This window comes from Sphingobium sp. GW821-FHT02B05 (genome assembly GCF_059421905.1).
Genome location: NZ_JBWKVW010000005.1, coordinates 97,655 through 116,930 on the forward strand (window position 1 = coordinate 97,655; position 19,276 = coordinate 116,930).

A 19,276-nucleotide genomic window follows, 5' to 3' on the forward strand; every position below is an offset into this window, starting at 1 on the left:
TCCCAATCCTTCCCATTCAGCCACCAAATCCTACTCCCGGGCAGTAGACCGGGAACTATGCAGGCCGCTGCCAATACAAAGTAGAATGGACTCATTTTCCTGAGAGGATCATGTCGTAATGAGAGCACTTAGTCGAACGATCCCCAGCATAGATTTGACCCGCCCAGATACCGCGCACCCATTTACCAGTAGACGCGCACGCTAAGCGATCCATTCATGCCCTCGCCGATATTGCCCAAACCCCAATATTTCTTGTTGAACAGATTGTTGATATTGCCCGTAAAGGCTACTTTCTGTGCGCCGATTAACGTTTCATATTGGAAGCCGGCGTTGGCGATCGTCCGATCAGGGATATAGAGGATATTCTCATCCCCAGTCGGCGCCTTGCCGAAATAACGAGCATTGGCGTGGAGGCTCAGGCCCGGTATCCCCGCCACGGCATATTCGACATTACCCGTCACTTGCCATTTTGCAGCTTCTGCCGGGGCATTCCCGACCAGCGGCGAAAGCAGGATGGCACCATCTTCATCCACCACCGGCGACAGCTTGCGCAGTTCCGGGTCCAGCCGGATTACGCCCGCGCCCAGTTTGAGCTGCTTGTCAACGCGCCAACTGCCGATCAACTCCACGCCCTTGTAGAGCGTTTGTCCGTCCTGCCGCAGATAGGGCTGGCTGACCCCCGCCTCCCAGCGTTCGGCCGTATTGACCCGCTCGATGCGAAAGGCTGCGGCGGTCAGACTGACGCCGCCATGTTCGACCTTGGCGCCGACCTCGAACTGCTGGCTGATAGTCGCCTTCAATATCTCGCCCGCATTGGCATATTCGCCGCCGACCTGTGAACCCGGCTCCAGCGATTCGACATAGCTGCCATAGAGTGACGCCCATGACGCGGGCTTGGCGATCAATGCGAAGGTCGGCGACAGGGTGGACGTCCGATAGCCGCTGTCGGGATCGCCGGGCAGCGGCAGCAGCCGATACCAGGTCTGGCGCCCGCCCACGACCGCCTGCACATGGTCGCCGATATAGATCGTATCGCTCAGGAACAGGGCATATTGGCGCTGCTTGTCGGGGACCGGGTCCATCGACCAGTCGAAGGCGCGCGTCACCCGGAACGGCTGATCCTCATAGAGATTACCGGTGAAATCCTCGCTCCAGTAAAATTCGTTGCTCCGATAGCTTTCCGTCGCGATGATCGAAGCACCCCCAACGATGGCATGGCGGATCTGCCCCGTTTCGAAGTCGCCCTGCACCATCGCCTGCGCGAAATGGCTCTTGTCGCGCCAGGCGAAATTATAGGCATTGCCGGTATAGTCGCCCGCCTGGTTAAGGATGGTGGCGAACATCTTGTTCGACCAATGTTTCTTACTGGCATAGCCGTAGGTGAGCTTGGCGTTCCATCCATCGGCAAAGCCCCAGTCCAGGCTCATCGCTGCAGACAGCGTATGCACCCGGTAGAAGCTGTTATCGATGTTCAGCTTGTTATATTCGGTGGTCGGCTTGGGCAGCTTGGCATCCTCATAGGCATACCAATAGACCTGGAACGGTTCCGCTTCGAGCTTGCTTTCCTCATAGGCGGCGGTGCCATACCATTTGATGTCGGGCGTCAGCGCATATTCCAACGCGCCCGACGCCAGCCAGCGATTATTCTTCGCCTCATTATACAGCCGCCCCTTCTCGCCGGCGATATTGACGCGATAGCCCAGCCGTCCATCCTGGGTCAGTGGCCCGCCTGCGTCGACATGAGCATAGACATCGCCTGTCGCCCGCCATCCGAGTTCCGTGGTGAGCAGCGAGTCCGCCGTCGGCCGCTTGGTGCGATAGCTGATCGTGCCGCCCGGCGCGCCAAAGCCATGCATGAAGCCGGAAAGACCCTTAAGCGCTTCTACGGTTTCGACCGATTCCAGCGGATAGGTGCCGCCCCAATAGAGCATCAACGGCACGTCATCGATATAATAGTTGCGCACGCCCAGCCCGCGAATCTGCGTACCCCACCAATCAGTCGTGCCTGCCGGGGAATAGGAGAATACGGCAGGATCGTTGATGAAGATCTGTCCGATCGAGGTCGCCTGACGCTTGGAAATATCCTCGCGATCGACCACGGTGATCGAATAGGGCGTGTCGAGCAACGTCTTGGCGCCCAGCGCGCCATTACCCGTCACCTTATTCTGGCCTTCATCGACCCGCAGACCATTAACAATGATGTCCGCCTTGCGTTCATCAGCTGCATCGGCATCGCCGGCCGTTTCCGAAGCCTGCGCTGCAACGGTCATGGCAATCAGCCCCGCTGCCACACCCGAGCAGACCGAAGATATCTTGATCATGTAGAGCCCCTCCATCGAGAAGCGCACTAACTATCCGGCTATTGCGAGTCAATCGCAGCTTATTAAGTGAATTGCCGCGCCGCAGGTCCAAACTTTCGCGTACGCTCGGCGTGCCAGTTTCTCTACCAAAGCGCGGTAGGGCAGCTGTTTCTGCCTCCGCCACGGTCAGACCATATTTACGGCTCTCCCGCTCATAGCCGTCCTAAAGAACCGCTGCAGTCGATCACTTGTAACATGTTGGCAGTTGAGCATCCTCGGAGGCAAAAAATCTGTGAATTCCTTAAACCGGATCATAGCTGAAGAGCCACATGGAGGACGCCTGCTTGCTCGCCTTGTCCCCTGTACTTTGAAGGCGGCCAACCATCGTATATCTCGTGTCGGCCTTGATTGACCCGGATGGCATCAGAGGGGCGAGGCGCGGAGCGACGTAGAGCACCACGTCATGCCCATCGTCTGTCGTCATACTGACAGCTGTGTAGCCAAGCTTGCCACCCAACAGTCGCTCGTTCGCCTGACCCACGCCGGTCGGCGCTTTCAGGCTTGTGATCCGTCCCGTGACCCGAATGAGGTTGCCATTGGGCTGATCGGTATCTGGATCAAACGCCCGTTTTGTGCGCGTTCGCTCATCATTGACCTGCTTATAATGCGTGAGCAGTTCCCCCAATGTCTGGAACTGAATCGTCCACTTGGTCCGTTCCGCCCAGAATAACGTCCCGTTGAAGTTGGTGAACAGTGCGTCGGTCCAGCCGGCGCAGCCATCCGCATCCTCGCAATTGGGCCAAGCCCCTCCAATCCATTGCAGCAATTGCTTCTTCGGGTCGGAAAATTCGGCTTCCTTGGCAAGGCCGGGGCCAAACGCGACCGCTGCCTGACCTTGACGAGGGGCAACCACCACGACCGCGCCATTGCCCACGTCCAGCTTGCCAATCCGCAACTGCCGCATCATCGCCCAGGCATAGTCGTCCGCGCTCATGCCTTTAAGATCGTTGACGACAAGAAAGGTCATTTCCACGCCGACATCCTTCGCCAGGCGATAGAGCCGCTGCTCCATCACTTTTACGCGCGCAGGGTCGAGCCTTCCAGTCTCGTCGACGATGAAGCGACCATATTTGAAAGGAATAGATCCTGGATCAGGCAAGCTGCGACCGGGTGTTGATGCATTGGTGACCAAAGACCCATTGGATGCAACGCTGGCAGGCATAGTGTCGGGAAGCCCGCGCGACGAAGGCGCCTTCACGGCGGCGGCGGTGCCACCAGGACAAGCTGTTCCTCCCGCTTGCATACAGGATTGAGCCCAGCCCTGCTTAATTGCTTCTGCGCGCTCCCCTTTGGCCGGGTGGGTCGGGGTACCGTGACTGGTACCCACGGCGAGGATCATCTGTTGCGCTGCGGCGAGCGGTGCGCCCATCTTCTGCAAAACATATCCACTAAATTTGTCGGCTTCCAGTTCGATCTCCGGACGACTGCCGCCCGGCACAATCGTATGGCCAGATAAATGATGCGCTATCTCGTGCGCCATGATGCTGATCGGGCCCCATGGACTCCCGCCCACCTGCGCTTCGGCGGCTTTCATAAACTGGGGATTGAATGCGATGACGCGACGCGGCACCCGATTATCATCCAGCAGGATGACCGCGGCGGCATTGGGAACCGGGCCGGACACGACGACGAAATTGGCGGGAAGGCCTGTATAGCCCATGATACGGGATACCGCGCTGGCGCAATCTTGGGGTGCGCCGCCGGACAGAGACGAAGCCTGCGCCTTGATCGGTTCGCCATCATAGGAACAGGCCTGCAATGTAGATGCGATTGCCTCGACCTTGTCGGCACCTGAAAGCGGACCATCTGCCCCGCCGCCTTTGTCGCAACCGTTAAGCAGGAGCACGGCTGCCGCCGTCGTCGATGCCAGGGCCATGCGGCGCATATGTTCCTCTCCCTCGTCAGCGGCTCACCAGCCAGAAGATTCCGAACGCATATATCCGCAACAATACCCAATTAATCGTCGCGCAAATGAGGCAAGCCGAAAGCAACTTCAGCCAGTCAGACTTGATTTCAATCAAATAGAACTGGCGGTACGCCACTGCTACAATCAGCAACTTGATCATCGGCACATAATATTGTGACGCGGTCTTGTGCCACAGGATAAATTCCGGACTGCGCCAGATGAGCGTCGGCAGCAGATTTACGATGATGAGCGCCAGGATGATCGATTGGCAGTAGATGGCGAGGATTGCCTGCTCAATGGCGTTATAGCCAAGCCGGCGTCCAAGAACGATCCATCCGCCCGCAAAAATCGCGGCTATGCCTAGAGAGAAGCTCCAATTGGCGAAGGCCACCACCCGCTGTGCCATGCGATCAACAACAGCATCGCGACCGGCATAGCTATAATGGCCGAAATACTGGTTGGCGGCCAGTAGCAGGACGAGAATGGCGACGAGCGCCAGGAGCAGTTTGAGTGGGTGCATGTGCACGGCTCGACGCCCCAGCACATATTCTCGCGCGACAGTCCCAGGCGAGAAAAGCAAACGACCTAATGTGCGGATCAACTGGATTTCGAAAAGACGTATCTTGTCCCAGCTTTCATCACGAATGTCGCGCCAGACGAAACGGTGCGCCGCTTTTTGTCCGCATTCCCCGCAGAAGGTCGTCGCCAAGGCGACACCGCAATTATGACACACATGTTGCTTGAACCAGTCGTCGCTGACGGGGCCGTCAGCGAAAGAAGTGGCGGTCGATGCTCCCACGCCGAACGCTTCGGCTATCCTCTTACGGAAATTTAGCATCAAACCCGCTCGCCCTGATGGTTGGCTGTGCCACGCTCGTAAAACGCCTTGTTAAGCGTTGCGGTTGCATGGCATCAGGCGCCGGTCGTTCGCTCACGGCAAAGCCTTTGTAGTGAATAAGCCGATCGACGAGGCCGTTGCAGACGGCGGAGTAGTCCCACTTCCCGTCTACCGATGTCGACCCTTTGTAGTCATTCAGCCGCCAATTTTTCGTTCCTAGGTGCGGTCCGTCCGCTAACCGGCAGATCGACCATTTCCAGCCGTTCGGCAGCCCTCGCGTGAACGTCTGCTTCGTGTTAGGAAGCTGCCGCTCGGATTGAACGCAGCGGCCTTTTGGCTGAGGGGCGAATCTCGGTGCCTCGCTCAAACATTGTCGGCCACCGGAAACTCCCGCTCGCCCAAGTCTCGCAGCAATCAATCGGGGATGCACTTGCGCGCCGGGGATATTTCGAAGCCTTCGGGCGCTGGCTTATAAGCATCCGTCGCGCGCGACCAGCGCTTTTCGCGGCTCTGTTGCCGACGTAAGCGGGTTGGCTCAATCTCAACAACAACCAACTGGTCATTCAACCCGCCTCGAACACGGCACACGTCGCGATCAAACGATCTCTTGGCTGGCCGTCGCAGCCGGCTATCGCCGTAGCGACGATTATTAACAAGCGCCATATAGGCATGAACATCGAGCGCAGCGGCATCAATTAAGGCCGAGAAGCTCTCCAAGTCCTTGTTCCACGAGAGCGTGACTAGGCAGTCAACTTGGCCCTGAAAGCTTGCGCGGTACCCCATGTTTTGAAGCTCGCTACAAACTAGGATGCCGAAGTAGAGCCCATTGTGCTGGTATACCCGCTTCGGGTCGGTCCCCCGGGCCCAACTCAGTCCGTGACTGGCATATAGCAGTTCCTCCTCTCCCGGCGCAGGCAACGACTTGCGCTGCCGCACTTGGATCGACGAGGCGTAGCCCAGCCGATCGTCAGTCAGCACCGGTACCGCCGAGCTGTCGATCTTCTTGTCTGGGTGATGCACGTAATCGACCCCAGCGATCAGGCTGATCCCGCTGGCACGCAATCGCCCAGCGATCGTGTTGATCCAGCGCTCGGGCACCGACAGTTCGGGCAGGAGCAGATAATCTGGCTTGGGTGTAGTGAGGATTGCGGTGTTCACAATGCTCGCGAGTTGCCAGTATCGTTGCGGCGACAAGTCGGGGTCTCCCGCAGCTCCTTCCTCCCAGCTTTTGTCGGTCACCTCGAAGCTGGTCAATCCGAGCCTTACGGCGCGGCCCGGCGCTGAGCGCTTCACAATGACCGGAGGGGGACGATCCTGGCTGCCGGTTGCAACTGCCGAAGGGGGCGTTCTCCCGCCGTCACTCCCGTCTCCGATATCGATCGTCTCCGCTTCAAAATCTTCCGCAAGATCGCCGCGCACCCAAACTCCGCGCACCGCGCGCGTGTAATCGGCCCACGTATGGGCAGCAGCGACAGGCTCGTCGAAGACGCACTCATCGGGCAAGTAGAGCGCGATCTCTTCCGGCGTGTATGGCCGTGTTGGGAATAGAAATGGCAAGATCGACCGCGGGGCGAGATCGTCCGCCGCTGGCATTGCGTGCAGAGCTACACGACGCTGAGGTGGTCCGCCGGCGTTTCGCTCGGTGCGCTTCAGGAACTGGCGAAGGCAGTCGACGTGCTGGTAGCGAGCCGCCAATGACGCCTCGTCAGGTTGTTCGGCCGGCTGCACCACCGCATCGGTGCGCAAGTGCTCGCGGTAGGGTATCATAGCCCAGTCCGCCTCGCGCGCTTGCCGCGCCAATGTAGTCAGTTCGTCTACGGTCAGTCCTAAGTCCTTGACTAGACCTGCGAACGCTCGCGCTCGTGGCGGCGTGGATGAGATTGGATAGGCGCGAATCAACGCTTCGCGAAAGAAGCGCCTGACCTGCTCGCGAGTCTCGTTCCAGACTTCCACTGGGATGGCGTCGGCATAGGCTCCGTTGATCCGCATCCGTGCCGTCCGTGTGGACTCCTCCAGCTTGAAGATGGCGGCAATGGTCTCTCGGTACACCCGTCTCGCCGGTATCCAGTCGCCAAGTGACACTGCGAACGATAACAATCGTGGTAAGTGGTCGATCTGCTCCAATACCTTGTCAGCGCGGATGACATGTTCGTGAGCGAACTCGTAGAAATCGTCGCGTTGCGGTTTCCAGTCCTGCGGTCGAAGGTCTCGCGCCAGCGTGTTTACTGCGCGTAGCAACACCGACCATCCCAGTCGGCGCAGAGTTAATCCGTCCGCTCGACGCAGACTGTCGGCATCGTCGGCCGAGTCGGTTGCCGCTAATGCCCGCGCAGCATGGGATTTCTCAATATGCTCGGGCAGCGGCATCGTCCTGCGTTCGCTCGACACCTCTCGGATCTGCGAGGCGATATGGTCGAGCAAATCGGCACCCGACCGGCCGCTTAGGAAGAACGTCTTTTGTTTCGCTGCCTGTAATGTCAACTGGGTTCCGCCAGCCCATTCCGGCAGCGTCAGCCTTACGTTCCCGGTAGAATCGCGGTCGAACGCGGAAATGCGCTGCGTGATAACGTTCCAGAGGTCGCTCGGAGAGGTAATGTCGTCGCTGTCATGAAGCACTAGGAACAAGTCATCGACGTAGCGAGCATAGTAAATCGGGCTCAACTGTCGCTCGACCTGCCGATCCAGAAACGCAAGCAGCACATTAGAAATCACCCGTACGACTGACAGGCCGATGGGGATGCCGCCGTGTTGCCGGGCCTCGACCGGGCAACCGAGTGCGGACAGACTCTTGCTGCAGCGTGCCGACCACTCTTTCAGTGTCCCGCTGATGAGTTGACTGAACGCCAATTCAAACGGGCTTAGCTCAACACCCAGAAATTTCAGGAAGCGCGCATCGACGAAGAAGCTGGGATCGATGCTGTGATAGAAGTTGCCCACGTCGAGAGTGATCGCGATAATCGGCTGCTCCCGGTTGATCGCGTCGCGCATGGCACGGAGGCCGTCATCCCGCCATTTGCGGTAAGGCTCGAAATAGGGCTCGAATGAACCTAAAGATTCTAGGTGATAGTCACCGACCCACTTCCGATTTTTGTCCGCGCGATAGCGCCGGACACGCGAAGCGAGCGCGCGAGAGGAAAGGCATGCGTCGAACTTATGACCGACCAAGTTGAGCCACAGCGCCGATAGGATATGGACCTCGACGCTGAAGTCGCCAATTAGTCGAAATTCGGGGATCGGCGTTCGCTGGTTGGTGGACCTTCGGAAGGCCCGTTCCGCGTCTGAGAAAAAGGCGTGCGCCATCGACGCACCGCCGTCGTGCGTCTCGGGCGCCAGTTCCTCGAAATGTAGCCGCTTAGGGAAGATGATCGGCTGCTTGATGCCCTCGGTCAGTACGGCAGCGGCTTCGCCCGCCTGCAGCCTCATGAGCAATGCCGCGAGCTTCTCAGGCAGCGACTGTTCGTAAGCGACGAACGGCTCTGCTACTCTGATGGAGGACTCATAAAAACAGTCGACCTTGGCCTTGCGGTACGCGAAGAATAGGTCAGTGAGCGACAGGTCGCTCCAATCCACTAAATCTGTACCTGCCACGTCGCCTCCGCTTCACTGACGATCACGTTAGCAACGATGGCGTCAACAATTAGGGCCATACCGTATCCGAAGGCTTCGCGTTTAGACAAGTCCTTCGAAGCTCACCGCGCTTTGTACGCATTTGCCGCCAGCAATGCTGAGGCGAAACGGGCCTCAACGGCAACACAGCCGCCGCGCGGTGCTGAACGTATGCGGCTTTTGACGAGTGACATTTGCCTCGCCAATAAGAGCCAGTCCCACCAGCGTCAGTATACTTAGCGCATCATCGGAGGTGAACAAACGTCGAATGGCATCTGGAAGGGGACTTACCGGATCGTCTAACAGTTCGGAAATGTAAGGAAGGGCTCCAGCTGATCCACGAACGGCGGGTCTCGGAGCAATTGGACGTTCCGAGGCGTCGCGCCGACCGGAAGCTAAGTCCCACGCCGCGGCGTTAGCCCCGGGTGAAATCGACCCTAATACGACATTCAGGAGCGGATTTTTGTATCCCGGCTGCGGAACGTCCGGTTCTGGCGGTAATCCACCGAAATACCTTGTTTCGATGCGGTGGTGCGAAGGCTGGCTACCGTAATTCTAAGTGTGCAGGCTCTATCGATTTGAGCTGCACCAACGAATCTCTTCTAAAATAGTATGCGAGCAAAGATGAGGATGACCAACCTCTCTCTCATTCCGCCTACCCATCTTGGCGAATTCGATAAGGTGGTAGATCGATTTTCTTCAGCGGAAAAGGAAGCGCAGCTTCTAATCCCGGTCGTCTACCGAGCAAAAGTGATAGGTTTGCACAGGGCTCTAGCCTTTGTCGGCCGACCCCGGTTCCGCCATCTTACGATGCTGCTCCGCCAGCACCGAGGCCGGGGTGACATGCGCGACGGCCACTTGCACCTTGTTTTTCCACCCGGATACGATATGCGCTTCGCCCTTCATAAGCGCATCCCAGCCATTGCGCGCCACGTCGGCAGGATCGCTCTTGCTGTCGGATGATCCCACGCTAGTGTCAAGCATGTCGGCGCGATCGAAAAATTCCGTCTCGACCGGACCTGGCATCAGTGTCGTGACGGTGACGCCCTGGCTGTCTTTGATCTCGTTACGGATCGCATCGGCAAAGCTGTCCACGAACGCCTTGCTGCCATTATAGACAGCCTGGAAGCTGCCTGGAATGAAGCCTGCGATCGATCCGGTGATCAACACCTTGCCGTCGTTACGCGCCACCATCGCCTTCAGGACCTGTTGCAGCAGATACAGGGTGCCGGTAATGTTCGTGTCTACGACGCGCCGCCAGTCGCTCGCATCCTGATCGAGAAAAGCGTGACCCAGCCCGCGCCCCGCATTCGCACACAGCAGATCGACCTGTCGGCCATTGGCCGCTGCGAGGAGCGAGTCTACGCCTTGCAATGTCGAAAGATCGGCCTCGACCGCAATAACCCCGACGCCATGCTGCTTGAAATCCTGCGCAGCGGCGTCGATCAGCGGTTCGTCGGCCACGACTAGCAAGTCATACCCATTATCCGCGGCGATGGAGGCGAGTTCAAAGCCGATGCCGGTGGAGGCGCCGGTGACGATCGCGAATTTATTGGCCATGTTTGTCTCTCCTATTGCGCGGCGGCGGCAAGACCGGGCTTCAGCACGATCTTCGTCACTTCATTCTGATTGTCGTGAAACATCTTATAGCCCTTGGGCGCGTCTTCCAGGCTCATGCGATGGGAGATCAGGAAGGTCGTATCGATCTTCCCCTCGAGAATCGCATTGAGTAGGGCGGGCATATAATGCTGCACGCTCGTCTGGCCGGTCTTGAGGGTCAGCCCCTTCTCCATGAACGAACCCAAGGGAAACTTGTCCACGAAACCGCCGTAGACCGCCGGCATCGACACGCGCCCACCCTTGCGACAGGCATGAATGGCCTGCCGGATAGAATGGGTGCGATCGGTCCCCAGAAACAGCGATGCTTTGATCTGATCGATCACATTATCGACAAAGAAACCATGGGCTTCCAGGCCTACCGCGTCGATCACCGCATCAGGCCCGATCCCGCCGGTCATTTCCATCAACGCTTCGTAGGTTTTCGTTTCCTCGAAATTGATCGTCTCCGCGCCAAATTTTTTCGCCAGTTCCAGCCGATGCGGGAAATGGTCGATCGCGATGACGCGATGCGCGCCCATTAGGAAAGCGGACTGGACGGCGAACAGCCCGACTGGGCCACAGCCCCAGACCGCGACCGTATCGCCCGGTTCGATGTCCGCATTCTCCGCCGCCTGCCAGCCGGTCGGCAGGATATCCGACAGAAACAGCACGTCGTCATCTTCGAGCCCGTCCGGCACGACGATCGGTCCCACATCGCTGAAGGGTACGCGGACATACTCGGCTTGGCCACCTGCATAGCCGCCGGTCAAATGGCTGTATCCGAACAGGCCCGACATCGGCTGGCCATACATTTCCTGGCCGATGTCCTGATTGTCGGCTGGGTTGCCATTGTCGCAGGCGGAATATTGATGCTTGCCGCAATGATAGCAGCTGCCGCAGGCGATGGTGAAGGGCACCACGACCCGCTGTCCCTTTTGCAAGGTGGACTTGGGACCGGTTTCGACGACTTCGCCCATGAACTCATGGCCGAGGATGTCGCCCGCCTGCATGGTCGGAATATAGCCGTCATAGAGATGCAGGTCTGAGCCGCAGATCGCTGTCGACGTGATCTTGATGATCGCATCGCGCGGGTTGAGGATTTCCGGATCGTCCACCGTATCAATGCGGACGTCATGCTTGCCGTGCCATGTGAGCGCGCGCATCAGGCTCTCTCCTCGTCGCGTTGCTTTTGGGTAAAGGCTGCGGTTGCGACCTCGCCCGTCTCCATCAATTGCTTGAAACGGCGCAGATCGCGTCGCGCCTGGATAGCGGGTTCGCGCTGGAATAGCTTGGCGATCACCTTGCCCACCACACCAACGGGTGGATCATAGGCTATGGTTGCCGTGACGATGGTGCCACGCGCGCCTGCATCGCGAAATTCGATGCGGCCGCTATTGGGGACATCGGCGTCTTCGGCAGAAGTCCAGGCGATCAACTCGCCAGCCTTCTCTTCCGTGATGGTCGCGTCCCATTCCACGATGCGTCCGGCCGGAGCCTTCACCACCCAATGCGAGGTCGTATTGGACAGGATGTTGATCCGTTCGACATTGTCCATGAATGATGGCAGATTGGAAAAATCGCGCCAATAGGCGAAGAGTTCGTCGCGAGGGCGGTTGATCGTGACCGAGCGCCCGATTAGGTCCTCGCCCCTGGATTGGGACACCGCCGCGATCCCAGTCGCGCGTTCTTCGTTCAGTTTCGATGTCGTCGGTGGGGCATCGTCTGTCGCCATCGCCATGGGCATTCTCCAGTCATTCTTATGATGTGCGCACGGAGCAGTCCGATCGTTCGGAGGCTGTCTCTGGGTATGAGCGGACAACGCTTGAACGTCGGATCGGTCCAATACTCTATTGAAAATCTAGCTGATCGAAATCAGTTTGGCTGGACTGGACATGACCAGGTGGCAGGCTTTGCGACCGTACGCACGAGTTCGATCATTTGGTGCGACTTGCGTTACGAACCATCAGAAATGATCCAACCGCAAAGGGCTCACTCTCGCTCAAGCTTCGCCTTCATTGCATCGATCTGCCGCGATGCATCGGCTTTGGTCAGCTCACCGGTCGGCAATTCCACACCCGCTTCTTCACACAAAGTCGCCAGATAGGACGCCTGTGCGCCGGTGATGGGTTCATTGCCGGACACCCAATTGGCTGGATCTTTTTCCGCATTCGAAGCGGGGTGCTCATCGAGTTTTGGATTATGGAGATGGTCGGTCATGGTAGCCTCATCGTTCTTGATATGTTCCATTATAACTGCTCATGCGGCTTGTGGTTCCTGTAATAAAGGTGGGAGAAGACATGCAACCGATCGCTCGATCGGCGCTTCATGCAAAGGCGGAGCATCACCTCCGACCCTCATGTTGCGGAAGGATCAGGATCATGCCTGGAAACGAAAATGGTCGCGACCCTGAAAAGGGTCAATCGGACGAACGGCCCCGTCGCGGGCCCGCCGGAGACGTCCGACCCAATGGCGATGATCCCGATCCCCGCACAGGTGGCGGCAAGTCGCAGGAGGATGTCGACGATCGTCCCTCCGTCGGCACGGTAAAACCGGAAGATTATCCAGAGGCCGATCGCGCCGATTCCAAACCCTGATGAAAGGATCACCATGAGCACCACATTGACAGGCACATTCGATAGCCGAGACCAGGCGGACATGGTCGTGGAACGGCTGGTTCAGGAAGTCGGCATCGAACGCACCGATATTTTCGTGGCGGCATCCGGACCAGACAACAGCGCGGGCAACCGGACCGGAGGCGCAGATAGCGAGACGGTCGATCAGGACGAAAGGGACGATGTCCCTCTTGCTGGCGGCATCATGGTTTCGATCGATTTGCAGGACGATGCAAAGGTCGAAGTCGTCACGACTGCTTTGGAAGAATTTGGCGCGCAACGATGATCTGTATGTTGGCGGCGCGATATAGGCTGAATGGCAGATATTTCGCGTGAAGGCGCTCTTGGTCCATAGCCCCAATGCGGGGACAAAGCCCGAGCCAATCCGGTCGATCATTAGTCAATTGGAAGAGACTGGCTTCGCCATCCGCTATTGCGAACATGGACAGGACGATATTCGATCCGGAATGAACGGCATGGAAATGGCGATCGCCGCCGGCGGCGATGGAACCCTCGCTTCGGTCGCCACTCAGATACCCGACCGGTCTGTCCCCATTGCGATCCTGCCGATGGGCGGGTCCAATAATGTCGCAAGGGCGCTGGGCATTCGTCAAACGGTCGCAGACGTTATCGATTCGCTCGACAATGCGCGTGAAAAGCAGCTGACCGTCGGCAGCGTCACCGGGCCGTTCGGACGGAAAGGCTTTCTGGAAGCGGTAGGTCTTGGTGCGCTTAATCAATCCATCGAACTTGTGGACGAATCGCCCGACACCCCAGAGGAAAAGCGCGAAAACGGCCGTGCGGCTTTTCGGGAGACGCTGCGCACGGCCACGCCGATTGCATGTGCCGTTGATATTGATGGCCGCCGTTTCGACGGGCCATGGCTGCTTGTCGAAATTCTCAACATCGGCGCAATCGGTCCACGGCTCCCGTTCGCGCCAAGGGCGGACACGCAGGATAGGCTGCTCGACATCCTGCTCGTCGGCGAGGCCGATCGCGACGCCATGGTGGTGTGGGCCGAACATTTCTCCGGCCCGCCACCGGCCCGACTGGAAACCGGCTGCGTCGTCATGCTTCAAGCCAGCGGCCTGTGCCCCCGGATCGACGATCGCCCCATCGACATGCCCGACGACGCATGGACGGTCGAAGTACGGCTGGACGACGAGCCGGTGACGATATTGGTGCCGAGCAGCATGACGGGACATGACGATGACGCCTGCTGAGTTGATGCCAACGCCGGATTTTCTCGCCCGCATGGAAGCTGTGGCGGTGGAACTGGCCACGATTGGCGGTCGGGAAATCATGGCTACGCTGGGCAGCCTTATAGCCGTGGACTATAAGGGGGATGACGATGCCATCGCCTCGATGTGCGACCCGGTAAGCGAAGTCGACGGCCGGGTCGAAGCGATGATCCGCAGCCATCTGGCCGATCATTTCCCCGACCATGGCATCATCGGCGAAGAGATGGCTATCCGACCGGTACCGGATAGCGATTTCGTCTGGGCGGTCGATCCGATCGATGGGACAAGCAACTTCATCAACGGCTTCCCCTTATTCGCATCATCCGTGGGCGTCTTGTACCAGGGAGTTCCAGTCGTCGGCGCATTATGGTGCAGTACAAGTCATTTGCTGACGCCTGGCATCTATCATAGCGGCGGTGCCGCAGATTTGCGGTTTGAAGGCGAACAGATTTCACGTATGTCCAACCCCTCCGTTCGCAAGCGGCTCGCGGGCGACCCGCATGGCCAGTCTGGCGTCGGACCGTGGGATGGGCGCAAGACAGGATCGGCCGCAATCGAATGCGCGTTCGTCGCGGCAGGCCTGCTACAAGTCGCCAGGTTCGCAACGCCCAACATCTGGGATGTCGCGGGGGGAATAGCCCTTGCGCGTGCGTCAGGCGCTTCGGTGTTCCAGCAGGAAGATGAAAATTGGGCGCCATTCGCCAGCTTTGGTGACCAATTGGCGCAGATGGCGCAATGGCGGCATCCATTGATCCTTGGTACGCCTGAGGATGCCACCCGCATGATCGACCTCCAGCGCGCTGACGCACAAGATCGATGCCGCGTGCTATAGCGAACCGTCAATGCACATAGATCATCTTGCGAGACATGCCGCCATCGATGGCGATCTGCTGACCCGTGATGAAAGCCGCGCCCTCCGACGCCAGAAACAAGACGGTAGCAGCGATGTCGGATGGTTCGCCGACGCGGCCGACCGGATGCTGTTCCCGGTCGATCGCGCGATGCTCCACCGCTTCGCGCGCCTGTGCCTTGGCCCAGGGGCGCGTTTCAATCCAGCCGGGCAAGATGGCGTTCACGCGGATGTCGGGTCCAAGACTGATCGCCAGCGCATGGGTCAGAGCGCAGAGCGCACCCTTGGCCGCCGCATAGGCCTCCGTGTCGGGTTCTGACTGGATCGCGCGGGTCGATGCCATGAAGACAATCGCGCCTTTACGCTGGCGCAGGAGCGGGACGGCAGCGCGCACCATCAGAAAGGCTCCGGTCACATGGCTGTCTTGCCACGCCTGCCATTTCTTAAGCTCTAGCCTTTCGATCGGACCGCTGACCGGATTGGCAAGGCCCGCATTGGAGACGAGCAGATCGATGCCCTCGACCCCTTCCGCCGCCTTATTCCAGGCTGTAATCTTATCGAACGCCTTTTCCACGTCGCGCTCGCTGGCGACGTCGGCCCGGATCACGATCAGCTTGTCGGTCGGCATTTCATCGGAAAGATCGCGCACCGCTTCGGCATCCTGGTCCAGCACCGCCACTCGCCAGCCCTGCGTCAACAGGGCCTGTGTGATACCTTTGCCGATGCCCTGAGCACCGCCGGTAACGACCGCTATCTTCATATGGATTCCGCTTTCTCGATGGCCCGACAATCCCAGTGCCGCAGATCAGGGTGATCGACGCAAGGCCGGGGCGTTAGTTCCGCAAAACGCCAATGCTTTCGAGCAGGTCGGTCACCCTTGCAAGCCGATCAGCCTCGTCGGTCTGCGCCTTCAAAAGCCAGCGGCCGTCTTTTTCGGACAGCCCTGCACATTGGCTCATTTTGCGATCGGTTTCGTGCGGCGTCAGCGCTATCGCGGCCGGGCCTGCATCAACGCGTGCAATCCCGGCCATCCGCGAGAGAATAGCAATTCTGTTGGCATCGATCAGACGTTCGGCAGCGGAGGGCAGCGGACCAAATCTATCCGCCATTTCCCCCTCCAAAGCGCTGAGGGCAGCTTCATCGACAAGCCGCGAAAGCCTGACATAGAGGCCCAGACGGATGTCGGGATCGGGTATCCAGTCCGATGGCAAGCCGCCCGCGATGCTCAGGTTGAGTTCGGGTGTCCACAGTCCAGCATCCTCGCCCCGCGCCTCTTTCAACGCCGCTTCGAACAGATGCTGATAGAGATCGACCCCGATCAACTTCATATGCCCCGCCTGCGTGTCGGCAAGCGGATCGCCAGCGCCCCGTTGATCGAGATCGGCAGCGCTGATCGCAAAGCCCGCACCCAGCCGGTCATAGGTCGCCAGCGTGCGCAGCCGCTTCATCGTGCGTTCCGCAATCTCTCCCGCTTCGGTCAGCAGAATGACCTGACCCCGGCGATTGCCCCGGCCAACCCGCCCACGCAATTGATGAAGCTGGGCGAGACCGAAGCGGTCGGCGCGCCAGACGATCATCGTATTGGCGCGCGGCACGTCCAGTCCTGCCTCGATGATGTTGGTCGCCAGCAGAACATCGCCTTCGCCACTGCCAAAGCGAACCATGGCATCGTCGATGGCGGCTACCGCCATCTTGCCATGCGCTTCGATCAGCGCGAGGTCCGGCACGATCCGCGCCAGCCGTTCGGCCAGCGGCGCGAGATCCTCAATGCGGGGCACGACGACAAAGCTTTGTCCGCCACGCGACCGCTCACGCAAAAGCGCCGTCCTGATCATCGCATCGTCAGGGCTGGCAAGGCTCGTCCGGATCGGCTGGCGACGGGCGGGTGGCGTCGCGATCACCGACATCTGTTGCAGGCCGATCATTGCGCGGTGCAATGTCCTGGGGATTGGCGTCGCACTCATCGCCAGCAGGTGAAGGTCGGTGCGTCCCCGCAGCCTTGCCTTGTCAGCCGCGCCAAAACGCTGCTCTTCGTCGATGATGACAAGCCCCAATCGGGCATAGCGAATGTCCTTCGCCATGACTGCGGCGGTGCCGATGACAATGCCGATGGACCCATCCGCCAGCCCTGCTTTAGCCGCCTTTTTCTCCGCCGTGCTGGAAAGGCGCGAAAGGCCAGCGACGACCACCCCTGTATCGGCAAAGCGGCGCTGGAAGGTCTCGACATGTTGCCGAACGAGAACCGTCGTGGGCGCGGCCAAAATGACTTGATAGCCTGCAAGAGCGGCAAGCGCGGCGGCACGCAGGGCGACCTCCGTCTTGCCATAGCCGACATCGCCGATAACCAGGCGATCCATCGGCCGTCCGCTGGCCAGGTCGTCCCGTACCGCCTGGATCGCCCGGGCCTGATCCGCCGTTTCGTTGAAAGGGAAGCTGGCCACAAATCGTTCATAAGCGGCGCTATCGGGTTCTATGACGGCGGCTTTGAGATCATCTCTCTCCCGCGCCAATCGAAGGAGGTCGCGCGCGCTCTGCGCCACCGCGTCGTCGATCGCACCGCGACGCTTCTGCCAGGTCGATCCGTCCAGCTTGTCGAGCCGCACCGCATCGCCATCAGCACCGTAACGCCATAACAGGCCTGCCTCCTGGCACGGAACGAGTCGCCGGGCACCATTGGCATATTCAAGCGCAATCAGTTCCGCGTCGCCATCGCCTGGAGGCGGTTCCAGGCCCAACACACGCGCGACGCCATGATCCTCATGCACCACGAGATCGCCTGCACGAATGTCGCCGCCCGCCTGGGCAAGCCCAACGTCAACGCTGTCTTGCGCTTCGCTAATCAACGCCCGGCTACCCAGAAGATCGGCGGCAGCCAACATCACGAGCTTTGCGCCAACAGCGCCCCGGTCGATCGGTGCAACCAGCGCAGCTATCGCACCCGGCGCAAGCGTATCGACAGCTGCGATCGCGTCGATGGTTTCGACTGAAGCCTTGAACGTCTTGGCGATCTTGGGGCGGAGGAAACGGACATCTCGCTCGCTGCCGACGAGCAGCAGACGCTTACCATCCTGCACATGCGGTGCCGCAAAGCGCTTCAGCGCCGATAGAGGTGAGCGCTGCTCCGCAAAGCGGGGGATGGGCGATATGGCGAAATCCGCCGGATCGCCTGAACGCCAGGCCGCAAGATCCTTCGCCCATAGTGACTGGGATGCGGCATCGATCGCCGAACCCGAACTGCCGGCGGCTTCGTTGGCCAGGCGAATGAAACGCGCGCGGCGTTGTTCGGCCTTTGCCGAGACGTAAAGTCGCCCTGGCCGCAGGTGGGCTAATATGGTGACTTTCCGCTCCGACGCTGGTTCGGCCGCGCGACCTATCTCCAACATCTCGCACGGCTCCTGCGTACGCTGCGTGATCGGATCATAGCGCCGGATGCCAACGACCCGCCCATGGGCGATATCGATCCGCGCCGGCAGCCCGGCATCGGCCGGAAAAATGTCGATGACCTCGCCGCGAACCGCCACCTCGCCTGGTTCGTCGACACGATCGTCGGCGATATAACCAAGCCGTTCCATTTCAGCGGCGAACTGGATGGGATCGATCGGTTCGCCAACCTGCAAGCTGGGGGGCGCGGCGTCGAAGGCAGTAGGAGCCGCATAAAGCCGCGCGGACCCTTCGCCGCTCATGATGGTTGCAAGAGGACGGCCCTCGGACTCCTCCCCAAGCCGCCGAAGGTGTCGCAAGGCGGCGACACGTTTCCCGATGTTGGAAGGGGTCGCTGGCGCGCCGTCACCGGGCAAGGTATCACTCGACGGCAGAAAGACGACATGATTGTCAGGCACCAAGGACATGAGCGCACTGGCTACCGCTTCGGCCTCTTGCTCGTCGTCGGCCAGATAGAGCAGATCGCCCGCGTCCAGCGCGTCGAGCAGCATCAATATGGTCTTGCCAATTCCCTGTGACGTGCTCATTTCTCCACCGCGCCGCTAACATCGACCATATTAGGTCCGACACTAAGCCGAATCAAAAGCCTTCTTCGCCCTGATGATCGCCATGGCCCGTCGCACGCAACGCCTCCCGGTCGCGATCTGCGCGCGCACGCGCGGTCGCAGTCATCGTCCGTTCTTTCTCGGATGGGAGAGCGTTGGATTTCGGAGCGGCCTGCTCATAGAGGCTGCCCGTCACTGCTGGCCGTTGATCCGCTTCCGGATTCTGGCCCATTCTCTTCTCTTCCACCATGCGCTCTCCTACAGGTGGGCAGCTAACG

At 59.5% G+C, this 19,276-nt stretch carries 15 protein-coding genes; 4 read left to right on the forward strand and 11 right to left on the reverse strand.

Translation table 11 applies throughout. The features are described 5' to 3' along the window. Positions 1-182 precede the first annotated feature (182 nt). The 8 genes from AC07UX_RS15830 to AC07UX_RS15865 all read right to left on the reverse strand — a co-directional run bounded on the left by AC07UX_RS15830 (position 183) and on the right by AC07UX_RS15865 (position 12,526). On the reverse strand, positions 183-2,321 hold the full coding sequence (locus AC07UX_RS15830; RefSeq protein ID WP_495192949.1) for a TonB-dependent siderophore receptor: 2,139 nt from the start codon (positions 2,319-2,321) through the stop codon (positions 183-185). Positions 2,322-2,601: 280 nt separating this feature from the next. Continuing rightward, positions 2,602-4,245, reverse strand: coding sequence for a TPM domain-containing protein (locus AC07UX_RS15835; RefSeq protein WP_495192950.1), 1,644 nt, complete (start codon positions 4,243-4,245; stop codon positions 2,602-2,604). Between the two features lie 16 nt (positions 4,246-4,261). Next, entirely contained in the window at positions 4,262-5,104 is an 843-nt protein-coding gene (locus tag AC07UX_RS15840) for a DUF3667 domain-containing protein (RefSeq protein ID WP_495192951.1), read from the reverse strand. A gap of 414 nt (positions 5,105-5,518) precedes the next feature. Further along, complete coding sequence (locus AC07UX_RS15845; RefSeq protein ID WP_495192952.1) at positions 5,519-8,692, reverse strand: RNA-directed DNA polymerase; 3,174 nt, start codon at positions 8,690-8,692, stop codon at positions 5,519-5,521. Between the two features lie 789 nt (positions 8,693-9,481). Then, positions 9,482-10,270 (reverse strand): SDR family NAD(P)-dependent oxidoreductase, encoded by a 789-nt coding sequence (locus AC07UX_RS15850; protein WP_495192953.1) that lies wholly within the window; start codon positions 10,268-10,270, stop codon positions 9,482-9,484. Positions 10,271-10,281: 11 nt separating this feature from the next. Beyond that, complete coding sequence (locus tag AC07UX_RS15855) at positions 10,282-11,472, reverse strand: zinc-dependent alcohol dehydrogenase (protein WP_495192954.1); 1,191 nt, start codon at positions 11,470-11,472, stop codon at positions 10,282-10,284. Further along, positions 11,472-12,047 carry an SRPBCC family protein gene (locus AC07UX_RS15860; protein WP_495192955.1) on the reverse strand — a complete coding sequence of 192 codons (576 nt, stop codon included), beginning with the start codon at positions 12,045-12,047 and terminating at the stop codon, positions 11,472-11,474. Before AC07UX_RS15860 ends, AC07UX_RS15855 begins: the two co-directional genes overlap by 1 nt. A gap of 251 nt (positions 12,048-12,298) precedes the next feature. Further along, the gene (locus AC07UX_RS15865; RefSeq protein WP_495192956.1) at positions 12,299-12,526 is read right to left on the reverse strand and encodes a DUF3072 domain-containing protein; all 228 of its coding nucleotides are present in this window, start codon (positions 12,524-12,526) and stop codon (positions 12,299-12,301) included. Positions 12,527-12,687: 161 nt separating this feature from the next. On the opposite strand from AC07UX_RS15865, the gene AC07UX_RS15870 reads away from it, so the two are divergent. The 4 genes from AC07UX_RS15870 to AC07UX_RS15885 are packed head-to-tail and all read left to right on the forward strand — an operon-like array spanning position 12,688 to position 14,994. Then, complete coding sequence (locus AC07UX_RS15870; RefSeq protein WP_495192957.1) at positions 12,688-12,903, forward strand: hypothetical protein; 216 nt, start codon at positions 12,688-12,690, stop codon at positions 12,901-12,903. 13 nt (positions 12,904-12,916) lie between these two features. After that, complete coding sequence (locus AC07UX_RS15875; RefSeq protein WP_495192958.1) at positions 12,917-13,207, forward strand: hypothetical protein; 291 nt, start codon at positions 12,917-12,919, stop codon at positions 13,205-13,207. Positions 13,208-13,253: 46 nt separating this feature from the next. After that, entirely contained in the window at positions 13,254-14,144 is an 891-nt protein-coding gene (locus AC07UX_RS15880; RefSeq protein ID WP_495192959.1) for a diacylglycerol/lipid kinase family protein, read from the forward strand. Then, entirely contained in the window at positions 14,125-14,994 is an 870-nt protein-coding gene (locus AC07UX_RS15885; protein ID WP_495192960.1) for an inositol monophosphatase family protein, read from the forward strand. Before AC07UX_RS15880 ends, AC07UX_RS15885 begins: the two co-directional genes overlap by 20 nt. A 7-nt stretch (positions 14,995-15,001) precedes the next feature. Here AC07UX_RS15885 and AC07UX_RS15890 read toward each other — a convergent pair whose 3' ends face one another. The 3 genes from AC07UX_RS15890 to AC07UX_RS15900 all read right to left on the reverse strand — a co-directional run bounded on the left by AC07UX_RS15890 (position 15,002) and on the right by AC07UX_RS15900 (position 19,248). Further along, entirely contained in the window at positions 15,002-15,772 is a 771-nt protein-coding gene (locus AC07UX_RS15890) for an SDR family oxidoreductase (RefSeq protein ID WP_495192961.1), read from the reverse strand. 73 nt (positions 15,773-15,845) lie between these two features. Beyond that, the gene (locus AC07UX_RS15895; protein WP_495192962.1) at positions 15,846-18,980 is read right to left on the reverse strand and encodes a DEAD/DEAH box helicase; all 3,135 of its coding nucleotides are present in this window, start codon (positions 18,978-18,980) and stop codon (positions 15,846-15,848) included. A 52-nt stretch (positions 18,981-19,032) separates the two neighbouring features. Further along, positions 19,033-19,248, reverse strand: a complete 216-nt coding sequence (locus tag AC07UX_RS15900; protein WP_495192963.1) for a hypothetical protein — start codon at positions 19,246-19,248, stop codon at positions 19,033-19,035. Between the last annotated feature and the right edge of the window lie 28 nt (positions 19,249-19,276).